This is a genomic window from Streptomyces sp. NPDC055749, from assembly GCF_053617235.1.
This window is the reverse complement of record NZ_JBSHFH010000024.1, coordinates 19,898-38,543: the sequence shown is the minus strand read 5'-3', so window position 1 is coordinate 38,543 and position 18,646 is coordinate 19,898. Positions and strand designations below refer to the sequence as shown.

12 protein-coding genes are annotated in these 18,646 nt (G+C 70.1%); 4 read left to right on the top strand and 8 right to left on the bottom strand.

The window, feature by feature from the left end; all coding sequences use genetic code 11:
- Positions 1 to 119: 119 nt before the first annotated feature.
- The 4 genes from ACWGO0_RS19610 to ACWGO0_RS19595 form a co-directional block, all read right to left on the bottom strand.
- Positions 120 to 986: a TylF/MycF/NovP-related O-methyltransferase gene (locus ACWGO0_RS19610; protein ID WP_453536139.1), complete on the bottom strand. Its 867-nt coding sequence runs from the start codon at positions 984 to 986 to the stop codon at positions 120 to 122.
- A 49-nt stretch (positions 987 to 1,035) separates the two neighbouring features.
- Positions 1,036 to 1,755 (bottom strand): methyltransferase domain-containing protein, encoded by a 720-nt coding sequence (locus tag ACWGO0_RS19605; protein ID WP_453536136.1) that lies wholly within the window; start codon positions 1,753 to 1,755, stop codon positions 1,036 to 1,038.
- A gap of 106 nt (positions 1,756 to 1,861) precedes the next feature.
- Positions 1,862 to 3,856 (bottom strand): CDP-glycerol:glycerophosphate glycerophosphotransferase, encoded by a 1,995-nt coding sequence (locus ACWGO0_RS19600; RefSeq protein WP_453536133.1) that lies wholly within the window; start codon positions 3,854 to 3,856, stop codon positions 1,862 to 1,864.
- 138 nt (positions 3,857 to 3,994) lie between these two features.
- A complete protein-coding gene (locus ACWGO0_RS19595; protein ID WP_453536130.1) occupies positions 3,995 to 5,191 on the bottom strand; it encodes an RNA-guided endonuclease InsQ/TnpB family protein in 1,197 nt (398 codons plus the stop codon).
- A 143-nt stretch (positions 5,192 to 5,334) separates the two neighbouring features.
- Between ACWGO0_RS19595 and ACWGO0_RS19590 the strand changes: the two genes are divergently transcribed.
- The gene (locus ACWGO0_RS19590) at positions 5,335 to 8,727 is read left to right on the top strand and encodes a bifunctional glycosyltransferase/CDP-glycerol:glycerophosphate glycerophosphotransferase (RefSeq protein ID WP_453536127.1); all 3,393 of its coding nucleotides are present in this window, start codon (positions 5,335 to 5,337) and stop codon (positions 8,725 to 8,727) included.
- A 15-nt stretch (positions 8,728 to 8,742) separates the two neighbouring features.
- Here ACWGO0_RS19590 and ACWGO0_RS19585 read toward each other — a convergent pair whose 3' ends face one another.
- Positions 8,743 to 9,351, bottom strand: a complete 609-nt coding sequence (locus ACWGO0_RS19585; protein ID WP_453536124.1) for a TetR/AcrR family transcriptional regulator — start codon at positions 9,349 to 9,351, stop codon at positions 8,743 to 8,745.
- A 127-nt stretch (positions 9,352 to 9,478) separates the two neighbouring features.
- Between ACWGO0_RS19585 and ACWGO0_RS19580 the strand changes: the two genes are divergently transcribed.
- Together ACWGO0_RS19580 and ACWGO0_RS19575 are read left to right on the top strand one after the other, a co-directional pair.
- Positions 9,479 to 10,426: an ABC transporter permease gene (locus ACWGO0_RS19580; protein ID WP_453536122.1), complete on the top strand. Its 948-nt coding sequence runs from the start codon at positions 9,479 to 9,481 to the stop codon at positions 10,424 to 10,426.
- A gap of 10 nt (positions 10,427 to 10,436) precedes the next feature.
- Entirely contained in the window at positions 10,437 to 11,210 is a 774-nt protein-coding gene (locus ACWGO0_RS19575) for an ABC transporter ATP-binding protein (protein ID WP_453536296.1), read from the top strand.
- A 74-nt stretch (positions 11,211 to 11,284) separates the two neighbouring features.
- Here the strand turns inward: ACWGO0_RS19575 and ACWGO0_RS19570 are convergent, their stop codons facing one another.
- Positions 11,285 to 16,303, bottom strand: coding sequence for an NAD-glutamate dehydrogenase (locus ACWGO0_RS19570; RefSeq protein ID WP_453536119.1), 5,019 nt, complete (start codon positions 16,301 to 16,303; stop codon positions 11,285 to 11,287).
- A 412-nt stretch (positions 16,304 to 16,715) separates the two neighbouring features.
- On the opposite strand from ACWGO0_RS19570, the gene ACWGO0_RS19565 reads away from it, so the two are divergent.
- A complete protein-coding gene (locus ACWGO0_RS19565) occupies positions 16,716 to 17,282 on the top strand; it encodes a DJ-1/PfpI family protein (RefSeq protein ID WP_453536116.1) in 567 nt (188 codons plus the stop codon).
- Positions 17,283 to 17,306: 24 nt separating this feature from the next.
- On the opposite strand, the gene ACWGO0_RS19560 is transcribed toward ACWGO0_RS19565, so the two are convergent.
- Together ACWGO0_RS19560 and ACWGO0_RS19555 are read right to left on the bottom strand one after the other, a co-directional pair.
- A complete protein-coding gene (locus tag ACWGO0_RS19560; RefSeq protein ID WP_453536114.1) occupies positions 17,307 to 17,984 on the bottom strand; it encodes an HAD family hydrolase in 678 nt (225 codons plus the stop codon).
- Between the two features lie 66 nt (positions 17,985 to 18,050).
- Positions 18,051 to 18,557 (bottom strand): DUF6912 family protein, encoded by a 507-nt coding sequence (locus ACWGO0_RS19555; RefSeq protein ID WP_453536111.1) that lies wholly within the window; start codon positions 18,555 to 18,557, stop codon positions 18,051 to 18,053.
- Positions 18,558 to 18,646 lie beyond the last annotated feature (89 nt).

The window sequence follows — 18,646 nt, the reverse complement described above, 5'->3', positions numbered from 1 at the left end:
CGGGCCCCGCCCCGGTCACCCGATGGCAGCCATTCGAGTGACGGCCGGCGGTCGGGCGTCGGTGAAAAGACCGAGCCCCGTACCGGTGCGGCACGGGGCTCGTGGGGTCCTGACGGAGCTCAGGGCTTGACTGCGATACGGCCCTCGTCCATGCGCAGCAGCAGCAACTGCTCGCCGGTCTTCTCCAGGAACTCGTCGACCGCCTGCCGCGAGCCCTGCCAGTAGCCGTAGTCGTCGATCAGCAGCACACCGCCGCTCACCAGGCGCGAGTAGAGGTGCTCCAGCTCGTGCTTGGTGGAGGCGTACCAGTCGGTGTCCAGGCGGAGGATGGAGATCTGCTCCGGCGCACGGTCCGGGACGGTGTCCTCGACCCTGCCCCGCACGTAGTGGACGCGCTCCTTCGGGTAGGGCACGTGTCCGAACCCGGCCTGGACATCCTCCAGGGATGCGACCGCCCAGATCGGCCGGTCCTTGCCCTGCGCGTCGAGCAGTTCCTGCGCCGACCTGCCGTCGAGCCGCAGATCCTCCTCGGTGGGCGGGGTCATGCCCTCGTACGTGTCGAAGAGGTACAGGTCCCGCTCGGTCTCGCCGAGCGAGAGCAGCGTCTTCGCGCATGCCTGCATGGAACCGCCGCGCCACACACCGCACTCGACGATGTCGCCGGGGATGTTGTGACGGGCGATGTGACGGGTCGCGAGGATGAAGGCGTTGAGCCGCTCCGGCGAGGTCATCGAGTACGGCTTGACCGCACGGATGATGTCCTTCGCCTCGTCGTCGTAGTCCGCCGGGAACTGCGGCCCGGCCTTGGCCTTCGGCTTGGGCTTCGGCTCGGGTGCGGGCGCCGCAGGCGCGGTGACGGGGGCACCGGAGCGGGGAGCGGGCACGGGAACGCGCCTGAGCTGGTATCCGGTGAGCTGCTGAAGGACGCCGTTGACGGCGTTGCGCCAAGCCATGCCCCGGGACAGTACGCGCGCATTGCGGCTCATGTCATCTTTCGTCAACCTGTCATTGATTTGCCCCTGTTGGACCATGGAATCAAGCTGCCGTCCCGGCCGAGGCGGGGACGTCCACCGGGGCCTCGGGCCGCCCGCACCGCTCCCGGCCGTCCAGCGGTCGCGGCACCGGCACCGCGTCCACCCCGCCGACACGGTTGGCCCACCACACGGTCAGCTCCCGTACGGCGAACATCGTCAGCCGGGGATAGCGCTGCGGCCTGCGGAAGACCCCGACGGAGTCGCCCCAGTAGGCGCCCTTCTCGATGCCCCGGTAGTCGTGCCAGATGCCCTTCCTGGGCGGGAAGTCGGTGTACGCCTCGCAGAGTTCGAGCCGCGCGTGGGCGGCCAGGGCGCGGAAGCCGTCCGGGTAGTAGCGCCAGCAGTCCTGGGCGTCGTGTGCGTGGCCGCGCGAGGGCGCGGTGATGAAGGCGTACCCGCCGGGCTTCAGCACCCGGGCGATCTCCAGCATCGAAGCCCAGAAGAACGGAATGTGCTCGAACGCCTGCCCGGAGAGCACGACATCGGCGCTGCGGGACTTGGCGGGGATACGGTACGGCCGCTTCATCACGGCGTCGACGTTGGGCCCGTCCTGCACGTCGACCCCGAAGTAGTCGATGTCGTGGCCCGCCAGCAGGCCCCTGTGCGTACGTGTCTGCTTGCCGGAGATCCGCGACCCGAGGTCGACGACACGGTGCCTGCGGTTCTTGGGCAGATACTCCTCGATGCAGAGTTCCATCTGCTCATAGGCGGACTGGTGCATGAGGTTCTCCCAACATTGCCGTGTGCATGAGCTGTTGAACACAACGACGGCGGGATGCGGAGGGGTCGCACCGGGCGGGGAGAGTCCGCCATTCGGGTGGTGTCTCCTAGGGGCCGTCGAGGAACAGCCGTCGCACCACACGCTCCGCCGCGTGCCCGTCGTCGTACGGACAGAACCGGTCCCGGAACGCCTTGCGCAGCAGCGTCGTCCGCTCGGAGTCCCACGCACCGCCGCGCAGCAGGTCCAGCAACTCGTCCTGGGTGGTGGCGACCGCCCCCGGGGTCTCGCCCGGGCGGCCGGAGAGCAGGTCGAAGTAGGTGCCGCGCGAGGCCCGGTAGGCGTCCCAGTCGGGGGCGTAGCTGATGATCGGGCGGTCCAGGCAGGCGTAGTCGAACATCAGCGAGGAGTAGTCCGTGATCAACGCGTCCGCCGCCAGGCAGAGTTCCTCGACGGCCGGGTGCCCGGTGACATCGACGACCCGGCCGTGCCCCGCGTCGGCGAGGCCCGCCGTGCGCCCGTAGAAGTAGTGGGCGCGCACCAGGACCACATGGCCGGGGCCGAGTTCGCGGGCCAGCAGTTCCGGGTCGAGGTGGGGAACGAAGCCCTTGCGGTAATCACGGTGGGTCGGCGCGTACAGCAGCGCCTTCTGCCCGGGCGCGATGCCGAGTCCGGCGCGGATCGCCGCCGTCCGCTCGGCGGTGGCGGTGAAGAAGACGTCGTTGCGCGGATAGCCGAGGTTCAGATGCTCGTACGAGGACGGGTAGACGCGGTCCCAGATCTCGGTGCTGTGGGGGTTGGCGGAGAGGCTGTAGTCCCACTGGTCGGTGTGGGCGACGATCTTCTCGAAGCTGATCCCGTTGGCGAGGGCGGGGTAGGCGCGTTGGTCGAGGCCCATGGTCTTCAGCGGGGTCCCGTGGTGGGTCTGGAGGTAGATCTGCCCGGGACGCTTGGTGAAGCCGCCGGGGAAGCTGGAGTTGTTGACGAGGTACGTGGCGGTGGCCATGGTCCGCCAGTAGGCGCGGGAGCCCTCGATGACGTACGGGACTCCGGGCGGCACCCGGTCGCGATGGCGCGAGGAGACCACCCAGACACCTCGGACGTGCGGGGCGAGTTCGCGGGCCTTGGCGTGGATGGCGGCCGGGTTGCAGGCGATCCCCCGGTTCCAGTAGGCCCCGTACACGGCGAGGCCGGGATCCAGTGGCCGCAGCAGGTCGGCGCGGTAGGCGGCGCGCATGACGCGGGTGCGCAGGGCCTTGCGGCGCCGGAGGAGGGTGGCGCGGGTGCGTACGCGGGCGGTGCGGGCGGCGGCCCGCGCGCGATGGACGGCGTACGGGCCCGGAAGCCCGGCGGCGCGGAAGAGCGCGGCGCGGTCGCGGTCGGGGACGGCGCCGGGCATCTCAAGGAGCGCGCGGAGATGCGCGCTGCGTGCGGCCTCGCCCCGCGGATCACGGCCGGTGTCGGCGAGGAGCTGTTCGTACGCACCGAGGAGCCCGGGGAGGTCATGGCCGCGCTGCCGGCCCTCCCGCCCCAGGAGCCGGTGCCGGACGCAGAGTTCGTCGAGGGTGACGAGGGAACCGGCATCGGATGCCAGCAGGTGCGCGCGCCGGACGGGGACGACGTCCGCGTACGGGCCGTCGGTGAAGCCGAGCCCGTGCGTGGTCCAGAAATCGCGCCGGAAGAGCTGGTTGCGCGCGGCGGGGACGGCGTCGGGGGCGCCCGGCCGGACGTCGCCCCACCGGTCGACGCGGTCGTGGCCCAGGCACAGCACGTCCGGACGGGCACCCGACAGCACACCCGCGACCCCGTCCAGCACGCCGGGAAGCAGCAGGTCGTCGCCATCGAGGAAGAGGAGGTAGTCACCGCGCGCCTCCCCGGCCCCGGCGTTCCGCGCTCCGCCCGCCGCGAGGTGCCCGTCGGCGGCGAGGACCCTCACCCGCGCGTCGCGCTCCACATACTCCGCCGCGACGGCGGCGAAGGCGTCAGAGGACCCTCCGCACAGGATCAGCTCCAACTCCCCTACCGGCTGGTCGAGTACGGAGTCCACGGCAGCGCGCAGATATCCCTGCCCGCGGTGGACGGCCATGACAACACTGAGGAGCATGGCAGCCGAGCGTAATCGGGCCGGTACGCGATCCGGCCTTTCCCTTCACCCATTCGGGTCAGTGCCGGTGACTCGAGGGCGCCCACCCCGGTTGAGCATGACCTTGACATCGTCCTCCTCATGAACGAGGAGGATTCCTCACTTCGCAGTGAGGGTTTCCTGCTTCGCAGCAGGTTGCCCCGTCCGGGAGGACTCCCGTTGAGGTCTTACACCCGCTCCACAGGCTGTAACCGCCAGTCCGGCGGCCAGAATGTTGCGTGCCGCGTTCACGTCGCGGTCGTGCGTTGCGCCGCAGCCGCACGTCCACTCGCGGACGTTCAGCGGCAGCTTGTCCCGGACGGTGCCACATGTGGAGCACAGCTTGGTGGAGGGAAACCAGCGGTCGATGACGACCAGGTTCCTCCCGTACCACGTGCACTTGTACTCCAGCATGGAGCGCATGTCGGTCCAGGCCGCGTCCGAGATGGCGCGGGCCAGACTCTTGTTCTTGACCATGTGGCGCACGGTCAGATCCTCGATCACGATCGTTTGGTTCTCACGAACGAGCCGAGTGGTGAGCTGGTGCAGGAAGTCCCGGCGCCGGTCGGCGATCCGCGCGTGCACCTTGGCAACCTTGAGACGGGCCTTGTCCCTGTTGCGGGAGCCCTCCTCCTTCTTGGCCAGGACACGCTGGGCTCTGGCCAGGCGCGCGCGGTCGCGGCGTTCATGCCGGGGATTGGTGATCTTCTCGCCGGTGGACAGGGTCACAAGAGTGGTGATCCCCGCGTCAATGCCCACAGCGGTGTCCAGAACCGGCATGGGCCCGACGGACGCGTCCTCGCACAGCATGGACACGAACCATCGGCCTGCACTGTCCTGGGACACGGTCACCATGGACGGCTCCGCACCCTGAGGGAGAGGCCGGGACCACACGATCGCGAGAGGACTCCTCATCTTCGCGAGCGTCAAAGCACCATCTCTGTACGTGAACGCCGACTTGGTGTACTCCGCACTGCGGCGGGTCGCCTTCTTCGACTTGAACCGGGGGTACTTCGCCCGGCCCTCGAAGAAGTTCGAGAACGCCCCTTGCAGATGCCGCAGCGTCTGCTGCAAAGGCACCGACGACACGTCAGCGAGAAAGGCCAGCTCCTCGGTCTTCTTCCACTGCGTGAGCATTGCCGACGTAGCAATGTAGTTCACCCGTTCCTGACGCTGGAACCACGCCACCGTTCGGGCTTCCAACGCCAGGTTGTAGACCTTGCGCACACACCCGAAAGTCCGCGACAGCTCCGCCGCCTGCTCGCTCGTGGGGTGGAAGCGGTACTTGAACGCCCGCTTCACCAACTCGGTCCTCACAACTCACAAATTATCAGTCCTACTTGTGAAGACCGAGCGGCCAGAACGGAGACACACCAAGACTCCGCCGCTTCGCGGCTCCGGGCCAGGAATGCGATTCCTCCCCGCACTGAATCACGGGGTATCCACGCAAGGAGTTTGGGATGAAGCCTCTCCTCAGCGTCGTCGTCCCCGTCCACAACGTCGAGGAATGGCTCTCGGAGTGCCTGCTGTCGCTGGCCGGGCAGTCCCTCGAAGCGATCGAGGTGGTGCTCGTCGACGACGGCTCCACGGACAACAGCCGCCGGATCGCCGAGGAGTTCGCCGCGCGGGACGACCGCTTCCGGTGTGTCCACCAGCCCAACGCGGGGCTGAGCGCGGCCCGGAACACGGGGGTGCGCCACACCACTCCCGGTGTCCCGTACCTGGCGTTCGCCGACAGCGACGACGTCGTCGTCCATGACGCGTACGCACGGATGCTGGCGTCGTTGGAGTCCACGGGTTCCGATCTGGTGACCGGCAATGTCTGGCGGCTGACCGAGCGGGGAAGGCAGCAGGCGTGGCAGTACCGCTGGCTGACGGCCGGCCGCTCCCGTACCCACATCACCCGCGATGCCCGTCTGCTCGCCGACCGGGTCGCCTGGAACAAGGTGTTCCGGCGCTCCTTCTGGGACCGCCACGCCTTCGCCTTCCCCGAGGGGAAGCTCTACGAGGACACCCCGGTGATGATCCCGGCGCACTATCTCGCCGGCTCGGTCGACGTACTGCACGAGCACGTCTACCACTGGCGGGTGCGGGAGGGATCGATCACCCGGCGGCGTACGGACGTGACGGGCGTACGGGACAGGATCGCCGCTTGTGAGCAGGTCAGCGCGTTCCTGGCAGGCCGGGACGCGGTGCAGCAGCGGCGCTACGACGTGTCGTGCCTGCGCGACGACTTCCTGTACTTCCTGGAGGGGATGACGCTCGGGAGCGCCGCCTACCGCACGGCGTTCGTGGCCGACGCGGCTGCCTTCCTCGACCGTGCGGGCAGCTCGGCCCTCGACGGGCTGCCGGTGGAGCTGCGCGTCAAGTGGCGGCTGGTGCGTGAGCGCAGGCTCGACGACCTGCTGGCCGTCCTCGCCTTCGAACGGACCAACGGGGCAGGCACCTTCGCCGTCGAGGGTCTGCCCGGTCGGCGCAGGGCCGTCCACCCGGGCGTCTCGCACGCCGACTCACGGCTCGGCCGGTCCGATCTTCCGGCGGTGGCGCGGCTGCTGGAGTCCTCGTGGAGCGCGGACGGGCGGCTCGCGCTGCGTGGATACGCGTACATCCGCAACCTCCCTGCGGACACGGCCCGCCACGCGCTGAAGTGGGGCGTGCTGCGGTCGGCGCGCGGCAGGCAGGTGCGGGCGGTTCCCGTACGGTCCGTCCAAGCGCCCGAGGCGACTGTGAACTCCTCCCAGGAACTGCACAGTTATGACCGCGCGGGCTTCGAGATGGTGATTGACCCGCGCAGGCTGCGGCCCGGCAGCTGGCTAGTGGGCGTGGTCGTGTCGGGCCACGGCGTGGTGCGGCGCGCCGCCGTCCGGGCCGTGGACGCGGCCTCCGCCCAGCCGCTCGTCCACGACCTGGGCGGCGGGCGCAGGGCGGTGCTCGGCTACCGGGACGGGCGGCTCGAACTGACCGTGTCGCAACTGCCCGCACTCGCGCAGGCCCACGACGGCGGCACGGGGACGCTGGAGCTGACCGGGCAGCTGTACGGCGATGCCCGGCCCGAGGCGCTGCTGCTCACCCTCGACGGCACCGAGGAGGGCCGGACCTGTCCGGTGGAGTGCGGGGACGACGGGCGTTTCGCCGTACGGATTCCCCTCGCGGAGCTCGCGGCCGTACCCCCCGCGCCGCACCGGGCCCCCCGCGAGGTCGAGCCGGAGGGCGGCGCGCGGTGGCGGGCCCGGCTGCTGCTCCCCGGCGGCGGCCGGGTCCCGCTCGCCGCCGCTCCCGATCTGCCGCCGCCGGTCACCGCCTGCCCGGCGGGCGAGCTGGTGGTGGACGTGAGCGGACAGCCGGTCGTGGACGGGGCGCGGTGGGCGGCCGACGGCGGGCTGTGCGTCGAGGGGACGGGGGCGGGCGCCGAACTCGTCCTGCGCCACGAGACCCTGCGCGAGACGGCGACCGTCACGGTGACGCGGCAGGACGGCCGCTTCACCGCGTCCGTGCCCCCCGAACTCGTCGCCGCCACGCTCCAGGAGGGCCAGTGGGACCTGCGCCTGGACGGATTCCCGGTACGCGCCACGGCGGCGCTCGCCGCCCGGCTCCCGCTCCACCGGCCTGGCAATGAAGGTGAGTTGACCCTCGAACGGCGTCACGGCGACCGGCTGACCCTGCACGCGGGCCCGGCACTCGCGGCCGACGGGCGGGGCGCGTTCCGTCGGCGACGGCTGCGCACCGCGCACTACCCGGAGCAGCGCGGCCTCCCGCTCCGCGACGCCGTCCTCTACACGGGCGGCGACTCCCCGCGCGCCGTCCACGCCGAACTGGTGCGGCGCGGCACCGACGTCGAGCACCTCTGGGTCACCGCGGGACGGGCGGGGCGAGCAGCCCATGTCCCGGACACGGCGGTCCCCGTCGTCGAGCACAGCGCCGCCTGGTACGAGGCGCTGGCGCGGGCCCGCCGCATCGTGACCGACGACCAGTTGCCCGAGTGGTTCGAGCGCCGCCCCGGTCAGACGGTCGTGCAGACGTGGCACGGCAGCCCGCTCGGCCGCTTCGGCACGGACCTCGACGGCAGTCTGTACGCCGACCACCACGCACTCGCCTCCCTGCCGCACCGCTCGGCCCAGTGGTCGGTACTGGTCTCCCCGAGCCGCTTCGCCACCCCACATCTGCGCCGTGCGCTGGCGTACAAGGGAGAGGTGCTGGAGGCGGGCTCGCCCGCCGCCGACCTGCTGTTCTCGCCCGACCGGGAGAAGACGGCCGAGCGGGTCAGACGCCGGACGGGCATCCCGGACGGCCACCGGGTCGTGCTCTACGCGCCGACGTACCGCGACCACCTGGCCCACGACCGGACGGGCCCGTCCGGCCATCTGCCGGGCCCGTACCGCTGGGACCCGGCGCTCGACACGGCCGCCCTGGCGCGGTCGCTCGGCGCCGGTCACACGGTGCTGGTGCGCAGGCATCCCCGGGTGACGGGCAGCGTGGCGGCCGGGCCGGGCGTGCTCGACGTGTCCGGGCACCCGGACACGTCCGAACTGCTGCTGATCGCCGATGTGCTGGTCACGGACTACGCGGGCCTGGTCTTCGACTACGCGCACACCGGCCGCCCGATGCTGTTCCACACCTACGACCTGGAGCACTACCGCGACACGGTGCGCGGCTTCTGCCTGGACTTCGAGACCCGGGCGCCGGGCCCGCTGCTCGTCACCACGGACGAGGTGGCGCAGGCGCTGCGCACCACGGACGTGCTGGCGGCGCGGCACACGGACGCGTACGAGAGCTTCCGCAGGGACTACTGCGACCTGGACGACGGGGGTGCGGCGAGCCGGGTCGCGGACCGGCTGCTGGCGGACGGGGCGTAGCGTGCCCCACCACTCTCAGCCCTGCCGCAGCGCCGCGACCGCCGATGCCGCGAGGTCGTCCAGGTAGCCCTTGGGCAGGCTCCCCCTGACCACGGCAAGACGCCAGTACAGCGGGCCGACGATCAGGTCCAGGGCACGGTCCGGATCACTGCCCGCGGGCAGCTCGCCCCGGGCCACGGCCTCGCGCACGACGACGGCGGCCACGCCCTGCTGCTGGTCGAGCAGGGCGGCCTTGATCGCGTCGGAGATCTCCGGGTTGCGTGCAGCCTCGACCAGGAGGTCGGGGATGACCTGCGAGGCGACCGGGTGCCGCAGGGCGTACGCGGCGAGTTCGAGTACGGCGCGGACGTCCCCGTACAGCGAGCCGGTGGCCGGCGCGGGCATGCCCTGGGAGGCGACCGCCGAGACCAGGTCGAGGACGAGCGAGAGCTTGGACTTCCAGCGGCGGTAGACGGCCGTCTTGCCGACGCCCGCGCGCCGGGCGATGCCCTCGATCGACATCCGGGCGAATCCCACCGTGGCCAGTTCCTCGAAAACGGCGGCGCGGATCGCATCGGTCACGTCCTCGCGCAGCACGGCTGCGCCCGCCGGGGTACGGCGTCGGGTTCCTGGGTCGGTGGCCATGGGCGAAATGATAGTGCGTAACGACGAAACGGTTGCGTTGCGACGTGGAAGCGTCCTACTGTCAGCGTTGCGACGATACGGTTCCGTCCCGTCGCCATCCCGTCACAGCCCCCCATCGAAAGTGATCGTGGTGAGCCAGACAGCAGCGCCTGTGGCGCCCGTGGAATCCGCCGCCCCCACTCCTCCTCTCCACCCGGTCCACGCTCCGGGCGAGCTGGCCGCGCTCGCCGCCAGGCACGGGCTGACCGTCAGCGGGGCCCGGCCCTCGCTCGGCGCGTACATCGGGCAGCTGTGGGGGCGCAGGCACTTCATCACCGCGTTCGCCGGCGCCAAGCTGAGCGCCCAGTACAGCCAGGCGAAGCTCGGCCAGATCTGGCAGATCATGACGCCGCTGCTGAACGCGACGGTCTACTACTTCATCTTCGGTGTCCTGATGAACACCAAGAACGGGGTCGCCGACTACGTGCCGTTCCTGGTCACCGGAGTCTTCATCTGGACCTTCACCAGCAGCACGATCACCGCGGGCACCCGGGCCATCAGCGGCAACACCGGGCTCGTACGGGCCCTGCACTTCCCCAGGGCCTCGCTGCCGATCGCGCTCGCCCTCCAGCAGCTCCAGCAGCTCATGTACTCGCTGGTGGTCCTGCTCCTCATCCTGCTCGCGTTCGGCCAGTTCCCCCAGCCGTCCTGGCTGCTCGCCATCCCCGCCCTGACCCTCCAGGCCCTGTTCAACACGGGTGTCTCGATGGCCGTGGCCCGGCTCGCCGCCCAGACCCCGGACATCGCCCAGCTCATGCCGTTCGTCCTGCGCACGTGGATGTACGCGTCGGGCGTGATGTGGAGCCTGGACACCCACCTGTCGAGCGACCGGATCCCGCACGCCGTCGTGGTGGCCCTGGACTGCAATCCCGCCGCCGTCTACATCGACCTGATGCGGTTCGCACTCATCGACAGCTTCACCGGCAAGCAGCTGCCCGACCATGTGTGGGCCATCGCGACGGGCTGGGCACTCGTCTGCGCGATCGGCGGCTTCGTGTACTTCTGGAAGGCAGAGGAGCGGTACGGACGTGGCTGAGACCCCTGATATGCGAGTACCCACCGTCGTCGTGGACGACGTCCACATCACGTACACCGTGCATGGAGCCCGTACCGGCAGGGGCAGCGCAACCTCGGCGCTGAGCCGGCTCGTGTCGCGCGGGAAGAGCCCGGGAGCGCGGGAGGTGCACGCCGTGAAGGGCGTGAGCTTCGCCGCGTACAAGGGAGAGGCCATCGGCCTGATCGGCTCCAACGGCTCGGGAAAGTCGACGCTCCTCAAGGCCGTCGCGGGCCTGCTGCCGCCGACGCGGGGCCGGGTCCACACCCAGGGCCAGCCCTCGCTGCTCGGGGTGAACGCGGCCCTGATGAGCGATCTGACCGGTGAGCGCAATGTCGTACTGGGCGGACTGGCGATGGGCATGACCCGTCGGCAGATCCGCGAGCGCTACCAGGACATCGTCGACTTCTCCGGAATCAACGAGAAGGGCGACTTCATCACGCTGCCGATGCGGACGTACTCCTCCGGCATGGGGGCCCGGCTGCGGTTCTCCATCGCCGCGGCGAAGAACCACGACGTACTGCTGATCGACGAGGCACTGTCCACCGGGGACGCGAGGTTCCAGCGTCGCAGCAAGGACCGCATCAAGGAGCTGCGCCAGGAGGCGGGCACGGTCTTCCTGGTCAGCCACAGCAACAAGTCGATCACCGAGACCTGCGACCGGGCACTCTGGCTGGAGTCGGGCACGCTGCGCATGGACGGCCCGGCCGAGGAGGTCGTGGCCGCCTACGAGCAGTTCACCAAGGCGGCCCCGAAGAAGCGCTGACCACCGATTCCAGCGCGTCCGGCGCTTGAGGACAGGGGCGGGGCGCCCGCAGGCACCCCGCCCCTGTCCCAGCACTACGCGTGCGTCCGCAGCAGCGTCCGCATCGTCCGCATGGCCACCGACAGGTTGGCCAGATCGAACGCGTCCGAGCTCTGGATCTCATCCAGCGTGGAGCGGGACCGCGCCAGGATCGCCGCGTTCTTCTCCTCCCACGCCTTGAACCGCTCCTCCGGCGTCGACGACCCGTTGCCCACGGACAGCACGTCCGCCGTGAGCGCGGCATGCGCCGCGTACAGGTCCTCGCGGATGGACGCACGGGCCATGGACTGCCAGCGGTCCGCCCGCGGCAGCTCGATGATCCGGTCCATCAGCTGGGTGATCCGCAGCCGGTCGGCGAGGTCGTAGTAGACCGAGGCGACGGACAGCGGGTCCTTGCCGGTGCGTTCCGCGATCGCCACGATGTCCAGCGCCGGGAAGGCGGAGGAGAATCCGGCGACGCGGGCCGCCAGCTCGTCCGGGACGCCCACCGAGGTGAGCTCCTCCAGGATCGACTGGTACCACTCCTGGTCCGCGCCCATGAGCATCTTGGGCATCTCGCTCCAGACCTGCTCGACCCCGTCCCGGAAGAACTCGATCGTCTCGGCGATCTGGACGGGCTGCGGCCGGTTCCCGAGCAGCCAGCGCGAGCCGCGCTCGACGAGGCGGCGCGAGTGCAGCCGGATGCGGGTGAGGACATCCGCGTCGACCTGGTTGTCGAGCGCCTCGACGGCGTCCCACACCTGGGCCAGGCCGAAGATCTCGCGGGCCGCGGCCTGCGCGCGCACGATCTCCTCGATCGATGCCCCGGTCTCCTCCCGCAGCCGGTGCAGGAAGGTCGAACCACCGGTGTTCACCGTGTCGTTGACCAGCACGGTCGTGATGATCTCGCGGCGCAGCGCGTGCCCGTCGACGGCCTCCGGGAAACGCTCACGCAGCTGCTGGGGGAAGTACGCGTGCACCAGCTTCTGCAGATGCGGGTCGTCCGGCAGGCTGGTCGAGATCAGCTCGTCGGCGGCCGTGATCTTGGTGTACGCGAGCAGCACGGCCAGCTCGGGCTGGCTGAGCCCCTTGCCGGAGTTCAGCAGTTCGCGGATCTGCCGGTCGTTGGGCAGGAACTCCAGCGCCCGGTCCAGGGCCCCGTCGCGGCCCAGCCGGCGCATGAAGCGCTGGTGGGCGTGGAGCAGGGACGGCGCCTGCGCGCAGGCGTTGGCGAGCGCGGTGTTCTGCGCGTAGTTGTTGCGCAGCACAAGACCGCCGACCTCGTCGGTCATCTCGGCGAGCAGCTTGTTGCGCTGCTTGACGGTCATGTCTCCGTCGAGGACCAGCGCGTTGAGCAGGATCTTGATGTTCACCTCGTGGTCGGAGGTGTCCACACCGGCGCTGTTGTCGATCGCGTCGGTGTTGATCCGGCCGCCGTTGCGGGCGAACTCGATGCGGCCGAGCTGGGTCGCACCGAGGTTGCCGCCCTCACCGACGACCTTGGCCCGCAGGTCCTCGCCGTTCACCCGGATCGCGTCGTTGGCCTTGTCGCCGACGTCCGCGTTCGACTCGTGGGACGACTTGATGTACGTACCGATGCCGCCGTTCCACACGAGGTCGACGGAGGCCTTGAGGATGTTCCGCATCAGGTCGGCGGGCGTCATCTTGGTGACCCCCGACTCGATGCCGAGCGCCTCACGGATGTGCGCGTTGATCGGGATCGACTTGGCGCTGCGGGGGTGGATGCCACCGCCCGTGGAGAGCAGGTCCTTGTTGTAGTCGGCCCAGGAACTGCGCGGCAGGTCGAAGAGACGGCGCCGCTCGGCGTACGAGGTGGCGGCGTCCGGCTTCGGGTCGATGAAGATGTGCCGGTGGTCGAAGGCCGCGACCAGCCGGATGTGCTCGGAGAGCAGCATGCCGTTGCCGAACACGTCCCCGGACATGTCGCCGACGCCGACGACGGTGAAGTCCTCGGTCTGGGTGTCGTGGCCGAGCTCGCGGAAGTGCCGCTTGACGGACTCCCAGGCGCCGCGTGCGGTGATGCCCATGCCCTTGTGGTCGTAACCGACGGAGCCGCCGGACGCGAAGGCGTCGCCGAGCCAGAAGCCGTAGGCGACGGCGATCTCGTTGGCGATGTCGGAGAAGCTCGCGGTGCCCTTGTCGGCGGCGACGACGAGGTAGGTGTCGTCCTCGTCGTGGCGGACGACGTCCGCGGGCGGCACGACCTCGCCGGCCACCATGTTGTCGGTGATGTCGAGCAGCGCGGAGATGAACGTCTTGTACGAGGCGATGCCCTCGGCCAGCCAGGCGTCACGGTCGACGGCCGGGTCCGGGAGCTGTTTGGCGACGAAGCCGCCCTTGGCTCCGACGGGCACGATGACGGTGTTCTTCACCATCTGTGCCTTGACCAGTCCGAGGATCTCCGTACGGAAGTCCTCCCGCCGGTCCGACCAGCGCAGGCCACCGCGGGCGACCTTGCCGAAGCGCAGGTGGACACCCTCGACTCGCGGCGAGTACACCCAGATCTCGAAGGCCGGGCGGGGCGCAGGGAGGTCCGGGATGGCCTGCGGGTCGAACTTCATCGACACGTAGCTGTGCGGCTTGCCGTCCTCCGCCTTCTGGAAGAAGTTGGTGCGCAGCGTGGCCTTGATGACCGTGAGGAAGGACCGCAGGATGCGGTCCTCGTCGAGCGAGGCGACCTGGTCGAGTGCCCCGTCGAGCTCCTCCAGGAGCCCGTCGGTCAGCTCCGTGCCGGCCCGCTGCCGGTCGGGCGACATCCGGGCCTCGAAGAGCGAGACCAGCAGCCGGGTGGTGTGGACGTTGTTACGGAGGGTGTCCTCCATGTAGTCCTGGCTGAAGGTCGAACCCGCCTGGCGCAGGTACTTCGCGTAGGCGCGCAGCACCATGGCCTGGCGCCAGTTGAGACCGGCGCGCAGCACGAGGGAGTTGAAGCCGTCGTTCTCGGCCTCACCCGTCCAGGTGGCCGAGAAGGCTTCCTGGAAGCGGTTGCGGGCGTCGTCGGCGAGGTAGTCGCCACCGCCGTCGGCCTGCGGCATGCGCAGCCCGAAGTCGTAGACCCAGGCGCTCGTACGGTCCGCGCAGCGCAGCTCGTAGGGACGCTCGTCGACGACCTCGACGCCGAGCCGCTGGAGCACCGGCAGGACGGCCGAGAGGGAGACCTGCTCGCCGGTCCGGTAGATCTTGAAGCGGCGCTCGCGGGCGACGGCGCCGACGGGCTCGTACAGGCTGAGCGCGAAGTCCTTCTCGCGCCGCTGGAGCGCTTCGAGGTGGACCAGGTCGGCGACGGCGGCGCGCGGCGAGTGGTCGGCCTTGTAGCCCTCGGGGAAGGAGTGCCCGTAGCGGCGCAGCAGCTCGGCGGCCCGCTCCTCGCCGCACTCGGCGTTCAGCGCCTCCTGGAAGCCGTCGGCCCAGGAGCGTGCGGCCTCGACGAGGCGGGCCTCGATGCGGTCGGTGTCGGCGTCGGTGAGGTGCGGGAGCTCCGTGCCCGGCGGGACCCGGATGACGAAGTGCAGCCGGGAGAGGATCGACTCGGTGTTCCAGGCGGTGAAGTCGACGCTGGTGCCGCCGAGCTCCTCCTTGAGGATGTCGATGAGCCGCAGGCGCACACCGGTGGTGTACCGGTCGCGCGGCAGGTAGACGATCGCGGAGTAGTAGCGCCCGTACTCGTCCTGGCGCAGGTACAGCCGCAGCCGGCGGCGCTCCTGGAGGTAGAGCACGGAGGTGACGATGGAGCGCAGCTGGTCGGGCGGCGTCTGGAACAGCTCGTCGCGCGGGTACGTCTCCAGGATCTGGAGCAGGTCGCGGCCGTCGTGGCTGTTGTACGAGAAGCCGGCGCCCTCCAGCACCTCGGCGACCTTGCGGCGGACGACGGGCACCCGGCGCACGGACTCGGTGTAGGCGGCGGAGGAGAACAGGCCGAGGAAGCGGCGCTCACCGATGACGTTGCCGTCGGCGTCGAACTTCTTCACACCGACGTAGTCGAGGTAGCTGGGGCGGTGCACGGTCGCCCGGCTGTTGGCCTTCGTCAGGATGAGCAGCTTGTGCTCGCGGGCCTTGGCGCGGGCGTCGGCGGGCAGCCGGTCGAAGGACGGGGAGACGGGGTGCGCCTCGTCGCCGGTGTGCTGCGGGTCGGAGCGCAGGATGCCGAGGCCGGTGCCGGGGACCGCGGTGAGCGCGTCGCTGTCCTTGAGCTCGTACTCGCGGTACCCGAGGAAGGTGAAGTGGTCGGCGGCGAGCCAGCGCAGCAGCTCGCGGGCCTCGTCGACCTCCTCGTCGGCGAGGTCGTCGAGCGGCTCACCGGGAAGGTCGTCGGCGATGCGCAGAGCGGCGTCGCGCATCTTGTCCCAGTCCTCGACGGTCTCCCGTACGTCGGACAGGACACGCAGCAGGTCGGCGGTGATCTGCTTCAGGTCGGCACGGTCGGTCTCACGGTCGATCTCGACGTGGATCCAGGACTCGACGAGCGCGTCGTGCGGCAGCTCGGCCTTGTCCTCCTTGGCACCCTTGGCGTTCTTACGGCCCTTCGGGCTCGGCCCCGCGCCGTTGTCGGTGAGGACCTCGATGAGCTTTCCGGTGACATCGCGGCGGACGATGATCTGCGGGTGGATCACGACATGGATGCCACGACCCTGCCGGGACAGCTCATTGGTGACGGAGTCGACCAGGAACGGCATGTCGTCCGTGACGACCTCGACCACGGAGTGGCTGGACGTCCAGCCGTTCTCCTCGACGGTCGGGGTGTGCACCCGGACGTTCGCCGTGCCCTGGGGCCGGTTCTCCGCGAGCCGGTAGTGGGAAGAGGCAGCACCGAAGACATCGACGGGATCCCGGCCGCTGAGGTCCTCCGGAGCGGTGTGCAGGTAGTAGCGCTGGAGATAAGCGAGCAAGGTGCCCTCGCCCGGACGGTCCCCCTGCCCGGTCCCGGCTTCCGTCCCGGCAACGTGCACCCGGGGGGTATGCCCCGGGCCACCGACACCACCGCCCGGGCTGTTGTCAGCTACCTCGGCGGCCCGTGCGAGCTGCTCGGCCTTGGCTTCGTCCAGCTTGGTCTGCATGTCCTCTGGCTCCTGTCGCGCGCCGTTGCGTGACGTAGGTGAAAAAGACGACGTACCGCCACGACACGGGGTATCCGGTCTGAGTCGACGCTATGCCGCAATGAGAGATACCCGAGACCATATTGGCCATTTCTGGCAGGCGGTCCGGGGTACGGAGAGCGCGGATCGCCCGGGTGCTGTGGCACTCCGGGCGCAGGACGGGGGCTTCGCTGCCCCCGAGGCGTATCGCGCTGATCACGGGACCAGGCTATCTCCCTTGCCCCCGTACCCGTCATGAGCTGTATGTGTACAAAAGATGGGTCCAGACTTTGACACTTTGGCCAGTGCGCCGCGCCGTCTTGGCGAACCGCGCCGCGACCGGCAGGCTGTCCGGGTCGCACTCGACACCCTTCGACGTGTGGGGAGCCCTGCCATGGCAGCGAAGATCCTGATCATCACCGGCGATGCCGCCGAGTCCCTCGAAGTCCTCTACCCGTACCAACGGCTGCGCGAGGAGGGGTACGAGGTCGACATCGCGGCCCCCGAGCGCAAGACGCTCCGATTCGTGGTCCACGATTTCGAGCCCGGCTTCGACACGTACACGGAGAAGCCCGGCTACACCTGGCCCGCCGACCTCGCCTTCGCGGACGTCGACCCCGGTTCCTACGTCGCCCTCGTGATCCCGGGCGGCCGGGCCCCTGAGTACCTGCGCAACAACGCCGAGCTCCGCAAGATCGTCCAGGCGTTCTTCGACTCGGACAGGCCGGTCGCCCAGATCTGCCACGGCCCGCTGATCACCGCGGCCACCGGCGCCCTGTCCGGCCGCCGGGTCACGGCCTATCCGGCACTCGAACCGGACATGCGAACGGCCGGCGCCGTGTTCAGCGACGTGGAAGCGGTCGTGGACGGCACACTCGTCTCGTCCCGCGCCTGGCCGGACCACTCGGCCTGGATGCGCGAGTTCCTGAAGGTGCTCCGCACCACGACGCCCCAGCCCTGACCCACCCCAGGGATCGCGCGCCGCTCAGCCCGACCCCGCTATCCCCTCCGCCAGGAAGACCGCCTCGGCCAGGGTGTCGACCACCGGCACCCCGGCCGCTTCCAGGCTGGCCCTGCTGTGCGACCCCCCGGTGTAGAGCACCGCCTTCGCCCCGACGTGCGCCGCGGCCACGGCGTCGTCCACCGCGTCGCCGATGACCACCGACCACTGCGGGGATATCCCGTCCAGCGCCGCGAAGTGCCGCTCCATGTGCAGCGCCTTGCTGCCCCCGGAAGGCCCCGTACGGCCGTCGACCCGCAGGAAGTGGCTCTCGATGCCGTACCCCCGCACCACGGGTACCAGCTGTTCATGGCCGTACATGCTCAGAATGGACTGGCTGCGCCCTGCCAGCCGCCACTGCGAGAGCAGCTCCTCCACGCCCTCGGTGAGCCCGCAGGCGACGCGCTGCTCGGTGTAGTGGCGATGGAAGATGCCGTCCATCCGCTCCCACTCGGCCTCGGTGGGCAGCCGTCCGAGCAGCCGCTCGTAGAAGCGGGGAATCGGGACGCAGTACATCTCGCGGTACTGCTCCAGCGTGATCGGCGCGAGGTCGATCTCGGCGAACGCGGCGTTCGTCGCGCCGATGACGGCCACGTTGTCGTCGAGCAGCGTGCCGTTCCAGTCCCAGACCAGATGTGCGTGGTGATTCCCTGACGTCCCCATGCGAAGAACGCTACCCGCCGGGTCGGACAGTCGGCCGGTCGGTCGGCAGATCGCTCGGCCGATCGCTCAGCCGATCAGGTTCGGGATCTCCTGGATGCCGAACCACAGCAGCTCATGGTCCTCGGCGCCGTCCACCGTGAACTGCGCGTCGTCGTCACCGAGGTCGGCGGCTCCCAGCACCGCGGCCGCAGCGGCCACGTCCTTCTCGGCGTCGTCGGCGTCCACATGCACGGCGGCGGCCTTCGACAGCGCCACTGCGGCCTCGATCCGCACCTCGCCGAGCGCCGCCCCGTCCAGGCTGTGATGGGGATCGGCGACGGCGGCCCCGTCCGGTACGTCGACGGCGACGACGACCCTGCGCCGGGGCTCGTCGGGGTTCCCGGCGATCATCCGCAGCGAGGCGGAGGCGGCCCGGTTGAGCGCCGCGTACTCCAGTTCCTCGATGTCGTCGGAGACGTACCACTCGCGCAGCGCCGGGGTCACCGCATAGGCCGTCAGCGGCCTGGGACCGACTTCGCCCGCCCCGTGCGCCGCTGCGAGACCGGAGAGGGTCAGGGGGACGTACACGCGCATGGCTGGCCGCTTTCGTAGTCGGAAACGTCCTCAGGATACGTGGGAGGTCCCTCGTTGGGGTCCTTGAGCGGCCCCCGTTCGTCCACCCC

Excerpts from the sequence above, each read along its gene's own strand:
- ACWGO0_RS19610 (WP_453536139.1), bottom strand. The coding sequence starts at position 986 with ATGAGCCGCAATGCGCGCGTACTGTCCCGGGGCATGGCTTGGCGCAAC.
- ACWGO0_RS19605 (WP_453536136.1), bottom strand. The coding sequence starts at position 1,755 with ATGCACCAGTCCGCCTATGAGCAGATGGAACTCTGCATCGAGGAGTAT.
- ACWGO0_RS19600 (WP_453536133.1), bottom strand. The coding sequence starts at position 3,856 with ATGCTCCTCAGTGTTGTCATGGCCGTCCACCGCGGGCAGGGATATCTG.
- ACWGO0_RS19590 (WP_453536127.1), top strand. The coding sequence starts at position 5,335 with ATGAAGCCTCTCCTCAGCGTCGTCGTCCCCGTCCACAACGTCGAGGAA.
- ACWGO0_RS19585 (WP_453536124.1), bottom strand. The coding sequence starts at position 9,351 with ATGGCCACCGACCCAGGAACCCGACGCCGTACCCCGGCGGGCGCAGCC.
- ACWGO0_RS19575 (WP_453536296.1), top strand. The coding sequence starts at position 10,437 with ATGCGAGTACCCACCGTCGTCGTGGACGACGTCCACATCACGTACACC.
- ACWGO0_RS19570 (WP_453536119.1), bottom strand. The coding sequence starts at position 16,303 with ATGCAGACCAAGCTGGACGAAGCCAAGGCCGAGCAGCTCGCACGGGCC.
- ACWGO0_RS19565 (WP_453536116.1), top strand. The coding sequence starts at position 16,716 with ATGGCAGCGAAGATCCTGATCATCACCGGCGATGCCGCCGAGTCCCTC.
- ACWGO0_RS19560 (WP_453536114.1), bottom strand. The coding sequence starts at position 17,984 with ATGGGGACGTCAGGGAATCACCACGCACATCTGGTCTGGGACTGGAAC.
- ACWGO0_RS19555 (WP_453536111.1), bottom strand. The coding sequence starts at position 18,557 with ATGCGCGTGTACGTCCCCCTGACCCTCTCCGGTCTCGCAGCGGCGCAC.